General features: G+C 60.3%; 6 protein-coding genes. 2 read left to right on the plus strand and 4 right to left on the minus strand.

What is annotated here, in order from left to right; genetic code table 11:
* Positions 1-304 (minus strand): P-loop NTPase fold protein (locus ACESNG_RS16845; RefSeq protein ID WP_373069894.1); only part of this gene is annotated, 304 nt, incomplete at its 3' end.
* On the opposite strand from ACESNG_RS16845, the gene ACESNG_RS16850 reads away from it, so the two are divergent.
* Positions 264-440 carry a hypothetical protein gene (locus tag ACESNG_RS16850; RefSeq protein WP_373069896.1) on the plus strand — a complete coding sequence of 59 codons (177 nt, stop codon included), beginning with the start codon at positions 264-266 and terminating at the stop codon, positions 438-440. The genes ACESNG_RS16845 and ACESNG_RS16850 overlap by 41 nt on opposite strands.
* A gap of 367 nt (positions 441-807) precedes the next feature.
* Here ACESNG_RS16850 and ACESNG_RS16855 read toward each other — a convergent pair whose 3' ends face one another.
* On the minus strand, positions 808-1,653 hold the full coding sequence (locus tag ACESNG_RS16855) for a GIY-YIG nuclease family protein (RefSeq protein WP_373069886.1): 846 nt from the start codon (positions 1,651-1,653) through the stop codon (positions 808-810).
* A gap of 178 nt (positions 1,654-1,831) precedes the next feature.
* Here ACESNG_RS16855 and ACESNG_RS16860 point away from each other — a divergent pair, with 178 nt between their 5' ends.
* Entirely contained in the window at positions 1,832-2,254 is a 423-nt protein-coding gene (locus tag ACESNG_RS16860; RefSeq protein WP_373069888.1) for a hypothetical protein, read from the plus strand.
* Here the strand turns inward: ACESNG_RS16860 and ACESNG_RS16865 are convergent.
* Complete coding sequence (locus ACESNG_RS16865) at positions 2,251-4,464, minus strand: hypothetical protein (protein WP_373069890.1); 2,214 nt, start codon at positions 4,462-4,464, stop codon at positions 2,251-2,253. The two genes, ACESNG_RS16860 and ACESNG_RS16865, sit on opposite strands and share 4 nt — an antisense overlap.
* A 660-nt stretch (positions 4,465-5,124) precedes the next feature.
* Positions 5,125-7,533 (minus strand): type ISP restriction/modification enzyme (locus ACESNG_RS16870; RefSeq protein WP_373069892.1); only part of this gene is annotated, 2,409 nt, incomplete at its 5' end.

Raw genomic sequence — 7,533 nt, forward strand, 5'->3', positions numbered from 1 at the left:
CACCTGTGGTGAGCAGCGTGCATGCTCGCTTCAGGCTGAGGCGGGCGGCCAGGTTTCTGAGGCGCTCGACGATGCCGACGTCGGCCTCGCTGGCAAGATCGCGAAGAACGGTCGCGATGATGGTCGATTTGACGTCGTCGTCGTCAGCGAACTCCCAGGGATTCAGTTCGAACACGATCGTGCGGTCCTCGGCTTCGAGTCCGCGCAAGAGGAGTTGGAGAAGCGAAGACTTTCCGCTTCCCCATGGACCGTTCAATCCCACGGTGATCGGCTCCGAATTGTCGGCGCAGACAATGTCCTTCACGGCGCTCGAGATCGATGCCAATCCAAGAAGGTCGATGGCGGCGGGGTTGTCCGCCAGCACGCGAAGCGTCGTGCTGTTAGCCAACTTCGTTTACCTCACCGTCGCACCACTGTTCCCGCATTGGAGATCACCGTAGCCGATTCGCCCGTTGCCTCTTGCGGGCGGCGAACTTCGACGTGGTCATTGCGTCGGGTATTTGTCAACGGGCCTGACTTTTACAAAGGTCGGGATGCCGCCAGTCAGGACTGCCAGTGCGCATGAACGATCATGATGGGGAACGACGAGGTTCGGCGCGAGATCCTGAATTTCAGCCATCGAACCTCGGACCTTCATCGAGCCTGTCGAGGCTGGTGGCCAGCACGTTCACGTTCAAGAAGTACCAGAAAGGGTCAGTCGCTAGGTTCCGGGACTTTGATTCTGTTCACGAGTTCTGATACTCGGTTTCGGCCTGATCGGGGTCTCCGTCGACGGAGTACCAGAAAGGAACGTTTGTGGTACTCGTGTCAGTTCGAGTTCATGCCGTGCGGCCGTGTGAGGAGCGCTCTCTTGTAGTGGGCCTCGGCCTCGTCCACTTCACTCGCGACGACGTTTGGACCGAACACGCGCAAGATGCTGAAAACGAAGTGGCGGGCGTGACTCGGATCGAGTTGCACCAGGTTTCGCAGTGCAACATTGCTGCCGTGTCCGTCCCGGGCGTAGGTGCCCCACCGCCCCAGGATCCGCTCTCGACCGTCGGCCTTGCCCACGTACAACTTGCCGGTGGTTGAGTCCCCGATCAGGTAGATGCCCTGCACCGATCTCAACGCGACCTGCCATTCGCTGTAGCGATGGTCCGTTACCACGTCGATCAAATCTTCGTAGGAAATTAGCAGACGGTCGAAGCCGGGGAAGGGAACGGCATGCGCGTCCGCGATCTCGACGAGCGGGAATGCGGCTGCGATCTCGCCACCCTTTGCCCAGTTGATCGTGTCCTTCGGCCATTCGATGACGAGTCGGTTCCGCAGCGACGAGAGCATCTCGGACTCGTGGAGGTCAAAAAAGCGAGAATCGGTGGTTCTCTCGCTCAGAACTTCACCGCGATTCTCATACGCGCAGACGAACCGGGAACGGCGGGCGCCATCGGCCATGAAGATCAGCCAAGTGCTTGGAGGCTGCGGGGGGATCTTCGAAGCTCGCAGATCCTGATGGCGCGTGTACTCCAAGAGATTCGCGGGCGTCGCGTCGGCGGACGTGCGGATTCCCTCCAACGTCTTGGGGGTGTGCCGGATGGCCAAAATGTCGCCGAATCTCGTGATCTCTCCTGCCAGGAGGATGTGTCCCAGATTCAGGTTGCCGCCATCAGCTGCCACGAGCAGATGCTACTCGTCTCGCCGAAATGCAGGATCTCGCGCCGATCCCCGTCACACTCCGCATCTGTGTCGGCTGGCTCAGCATCCGGCGGGGCCTTGCCCGCCTCCCGTCGGCTCACCGAGCCGGGAGCCGAACCACGAATTCAGGATCTCGCGCCGAACCTCGTCGTACCCCTATGTGAATGAACCGGGCGACGACGTGATCGACTTGGTCACCGATCGTGGTGTCCGTCTTGGCGCTTCGATCGACGATGCGGTCGCCGCATATCCGAACGCCATCGTCGACAGCGGTTTCGTGTTCGAACGTGACGTGTTCGAAGGAAGCTTTGGCACCGGCGGACGCCTGTTCCGCATGTTTGCCGGCGTCGAACTTTGCCAAGCCTTGGTTTGCGCAGCAGACAGCGTCGAAGTGTGGGCGACAGGCTCAAATCCAATCCGCAGTCCCTCAGCGACTTCAGGCGAGACCAGAAACGGTTGCGCCCGGGACCTACCTGAACAAGCCGAACTCCCACCCAGATCCGAAGCGCCCCCAAAGTTCCCGGTCAGGGCACTATTTCGCACAAATCGGACAGCATCAATACCGGCGCAGCTCGGAGTTTAGAGCTGTCGGACGAATCGATAGTCGGAGATAGTGAGCTCGCCATTGATTCGAGTTACGTCGATGTGAACAATCTCGCGACTGGTGGAACCATCTCGCAGCGCGTAGCGGAGGGCCGCCTCAACCGTGGTCCCTGGCGGATTCCCTGCGATCTCACCGACAAGCGACGTGGCATCGATCCCTACGTTGTCGACTCGGTCCCAGAAGCTGACGAAAGACTCGTAGCTCCCGTACCGCGCTTGGTACGACGTCGACAGCGAAGACCAGGCCTCTTCATAGGATCGCGCACCCGCCGCGAGCAGGTAGGAACGAATGGCGGCGACACCATCTTCAAGTCCAGGTCCGGTAGCCGTCTCAGGCGGATCACTGGGTCCGGCGTAGGAAGAGCCATTCCACCGCCAGATGTGGCTGTAGTCAGCGCCCTCGGCGCAAGTGGGTTCGCACACCTGAAAAGCCTGGTTCAACTCAAACACGCCGTCGTTATCTACGTCGACGACGAATGCGTAGTAGTACCCGTCGTAGAAATCGTCAGTCAGGGTTCCGATCGAGTCGAAACCGTCACTCGTAGGAATCAACACCGATACCCCGGTGAACCTGCCAGGGTTCCACTTGAGAAAGATGTGCCCGAGTGCATCGACAGTCGTATCGACATCGTCCTCAGGTGCCAGGCCCCAAAAGTCGAACTCCTCGAAATCCCCTTGCGCAAACCACTCGAAGATTCGATTGCCAGTGGCATCGACGACCGCCGTTACCGATGGAAAGAACCGCTGATAAGCCGAGCCACCTCCACTGCGCACTACCTGGATCGTCACCGACCCGAGCGTCGGATGATCGTATGCCAGTGCCGCAGTCAGGCCGTCAGCAGCGATCTCGGCGACGCCGCTCGGTGACGACGAGCGGAGGAGGACGATGTCGTAGCCGGAGCCCCCGATTTCGGTGTCGTCGAACAGTCCGCCGATCTCGTCGATTAGACCGCGGATTCCAGCGAAGCCGGCGTTGACGAGGCCGTACACGATCCCGACGGCCGCAGCGATGACTCCGACCGCAACGCTGCCGACTCGGGCCGCCAAGCCGGAAAGTGTGCCGAGGTAGTCGCGGATGACGTCCTCACCGCAGCTGAGAGCGAAGAGGGTGGTGTCGTTGACGACTTGTGCAAACGACTCTGGTGCGATCGGCGCTGTTGCAGCGGCGATGTCTTCGCCGTAGTGCTCGGTGTAGCACTTGATGAACTCAGCTCCGGTGAGGAGATCTTCGGCGCGGACGTCCTTGGTGTCGACCGCCAGCCATTTGGCGGTCAGGAGGTACATGTCGATTCCTTGGAGTGCGATCGACCAGAGCCAGGAAACAGTGGAGATTTCAGCCACGACGCGAGCGCCGTTGCCAGTATCGAGACCGGAAGGTTCGAGCACGATTGTTTGGCCTGAGCCGATGAGGCGAGAGATAGTCGTGTTGGTTTCTCGCGATGCACTGTCGAGCCAATCCCCGATGGCTTGGGGTGACGCACCGGCACCTTGATACTCGACAACGTTCCACGATTTTAGGAACCGGACTTGAACTCCGGCGTTCCAGTTGTTGGCGACTTTGAGGACATCGCGTCCATCCTCTCGACCGAAGCACCACTTGACGAGGTCACCGACGTCCGACACGACTTCGATACCCGCTTCGCGAGCGGCCTGTTCATCACCGCAGACGGGGTTGTCGATGTTCGCTCGGCCCGTCACGAGCCCTTCGGCCCAGCCAGTGAGGCTGTTGGCGGCTTCAGACCAATCGATCCTGATCGGGAATCCGAACGAAAAGTGGTCGGTGGTCGCGACGACCTGTTGATCGCCTGGTTGCCAGGCAATGGGCAGGAGTTCCCAGCCGGTGTCGGTTTCCCAGACGACGCCAGGGCTGTATCGGCTGTCGTCGAAGTCGGCTGGTAGATCGAACGTTACGGTCGCTGGGCCAATGAGTTCGCCACCTGTCCGCTGAACATCGGCTACGTCGCCGAGTGGTTCGATATCAGCGCCGAAACTGGCGAGGGCTTCGCTGGGCGGGGTGCCAGTGTCGATACTGAGAGATGCGTCGGGTGATGACAGCGACGAGTACGGGACGTTGATGCTGACACCGGCAGCCTGTGCGATGACTGCCTCAGTGGTGTCAGTGTTCGCTGTGGTCGCCGGGTCGGTTGGGCTCGATTGCCGTTCACCGCCTGAGCAACTCGTGGTAGCCATCGCAAACGCAGCGACGATCGCGACCGAATACCTCGCCCAACCCCGCATCACAGCAAGCTAGCAGTGGAGTCAGGTCTGCCCCGATCTGACTTCTCATCAACCTGTCGCACGGCGGCAAGCGTGGGCCGACCGATTCAAGATGGCCGCATGGCCTACCGCGGGTCCGGGGAACAATGGAACCGAATCCAGCGCTAAGCCATGGCGCACCCTCGTTGACCAGGAGTTTCGTGCCGCCGGCCGTCGGCAACCCGAACATGCTGTCGCCTGCAGACGGCTGAGCTGACAGCGCTGTGAGCAGGAACTTCGTATCTCTTCGAACTCCTTACCGCTGGATTCTGTTCGGTTGTTCCCCAGGCCCCTCGAAGATCGTGGGCGCCACGGCTTCGGCCTCCGAGAGCGACGACGACGGTGAGCATGCGTCTCCTTCGGGGGGTACGGGCACCCCGGGTACGGTGCACTACCAGGCATCTTCGCACGCGTTCGAGACCGGCTCCGACCTGGTCTGGGGGGAGTGGCGACCCGTCACACCTGCGTAGCGGACGGGGGTGTACTTGCACCCGAGCCCGAACTGATCACGTCACGTGTACAACCGGCTACCGGGAACCCCCGCAGGGTCCGCCGAGAGTCGAGTTGGTTCGAGTCGCCTTACAAGAAGTGACGTCAGCAGGTGCCGGCGGACACGACGTGGGTGCCGTGCTCGTCGAAGCGCAGCTCGGGAAGCGAGTCGACGATCTCCACTGTGCGGATCGACACGGTGACGACTCGTTTGATCAGATCGATGATGTAGTGGGACTCGCCTTGTTCGAGTCCCCACTGGTTGACGTCGTTCACGATGCCTGACGCCCTGTCGGTCTTGACGTACCAGCGGTCGATGATCCAATCGACACCAGACCGGGTGCCGAGCACGTATTCGTGGGCTCGCTCAGGAATGCCAGACAGCGTCAGGTAGTCGTTGTAGACGAGGCGGGACTTGTCGGCGACCTTGATGCCGTGGGTCTCCGAATCGGCGTCAGCATCGGTGACCTTCGGGTACTTCATCTTCCTTGAACCAACGAGCAGTCGATCGGTATCGAAGTCAGGATGATCAGGTCCGACGCCATCGAGCCACTCCTCGACCAGCGGGTACGCATCGACATCGTCGAAGCCGATATGCAGCTCCATCAGCTCGGCACCAGCCGCCACGAACGCCTCGAACGCCGCCCGATCGTTAACGAGCGGGACGCGGGGTGCTTCCTTCTTCAGGTTGACCTCGAATTCTGACCGGAACTCCGGTGAGTGCAGCACGCCGTACACGTAATGGAACACATCGTCATCGGTCACGTCGCCGCCAAGTGCATGACGGAACCGTGCGACAGCCGTCCGCCTCAGGTTCGACACTCGGCCGTGTTCGTCCGCTCTGTCACCGATATCGAGCAACGACATCTCATTGGAAGCTTCTGGGAAACGCCACCTCGCCAGCAGGCCTGTCGCATCCGAGTTGATGAGGTGAACAGAGGGGATCCATCGAGTACCGATGACACCGAACGGAGACTTGGAACTCGTCCCGACGTAGGCAATGCATGTGTTCGCGGTCTGCAGATTGGGAAACAGCTGCGGGACGCGACCGACTGTTCGAGCGAGAGAAGAGTCGAAGGCCAAGTGAGTTCGGAAGAATGGTCTGAAGAGACCGTCTCGGAGCATCGAGCTATCAAGAGCGGACAGCTCACCCCGCGCTGCCCGCTCGAAGTCTGTGTAGTTCCACGAGAACTCCGAAGGCACTTGCCTCGCCGAATCACGGACCACCTCGAATGCCGCCGACGACGACTCAGCCGCCTGAAGCTCAGGGAGTTCTGCCAGGCGCAGAACCTCAAGGTTGTAGTAGTTGATCATGCGCTCAACATCGCGACTCAGCTGTTTTAAGGAACTCTGGAAGACCCAAGAGTCGCGGTTGGTGACAATGCCCGGTGGGGTCGTAATGAATACTCCGTTGTCGCCAGAGAGTGGTACTAGTTCGTTGAACCTTGGGTTGCGCAGTCGGATCCAGTCCCCATGCTCGTTCGGCTCGATCGCTATCCAGGGGTCGGCAATTTCGGCCTTCTCAACCGTCGCGAGTTTCTCACCTCGCGTGAGGTAGTCACCTACGTCTCGATAGCGCACGGTGGTGGTACGGCCAGATCGATCTCTGTTGGGCTTCCGAACAAGAATCGTTATCGCCACTACGTTTCGGCTTCCTGCGTCGAAGACGTTGGCGCCTTCTTTGCGGCGTTGTGATCCGCTCGTGCGGGCGTTGCCGCGGAGATTTAGCACGTAGATGTGATCGAACTCCTCGACCAAGGTTTGCCTGATCCCCTTGCCGGAGTTGCTGTCGAGCCAGCCGCCGTTGGTAACGAAGCCGACTACGCCTCCATCAGGCGAACTCAGAACACGATTCGATGCCCAGCGGATAGCTCGCACATAGCTGTCGTAGAGTGAGTTTCCCTTCGTACCGCCCGACCTTGCTGAATAGGTTCGCTCGATGCCCGAGTCGAGGCTCGGGTAGCGGAGATTGGCATTGTCATCGTTCTGGCTGGACTGGCCGACGGAATATGGCGGGTTGCCGACGATGACTCGAATGTCGAGCGATTTCTGGCGGTCCGCGCGTTCGTTGTTGCGCGGGAAGAAGTAGGTATCCATCGAGTCGCCATCTTCGGTCATTTGGAAGGTGTCGGTGAGGACGATCCCGGTGAACGGCTTGTACCCGTCCGGTTCTGCGCCTGCGTGCTCGGCAATTGCGCCGCGGTAGGCGGTCTCGATGTTGATGGCGGCGATGTAGTAGGCGAGCAGCATGATCTCGTTGGCGTGCAGTTCGCTTGCGTACTTGCGGGGCAGCGCTTCGGGGGAGATGAGCCCGGATTGGATCATGCGGGCGATGAAGGTGCCGGTGCCGGTAAACGGGTCGAGGACGTGGACTCCTTCGTCGGACAGTGAGGCCCCGTCGAAGTGTTCCTGCAGGAGGTCGTTGACGGCGCTGTTGATGAAGTCGACGATCTCGACCGGTGTATAGACGATCCCGAGCGATGACGCTGTTTTGGGCACGACCTTCTTGAAGAA

It is taken from the genome of Gemmatimonas sp. (assembly GCF_041689975.1).
Classification (GTDB): domain Bacteria; phylum Gemmatimonadota; class Gemmatimonadetes; order Gemmatimonadales; family Gemmatimonadaceae; genus Gemmatimonas.

Coding starts and splice junctions, on each gene's coding strand:
- ACESNG_RS16865 (WP_373069890.1), bottom strand. CDS start 4,464: ATGGCTACCACGAGTTGCTCAGGCGGTGAACGGCAATCGAGCCCAACC.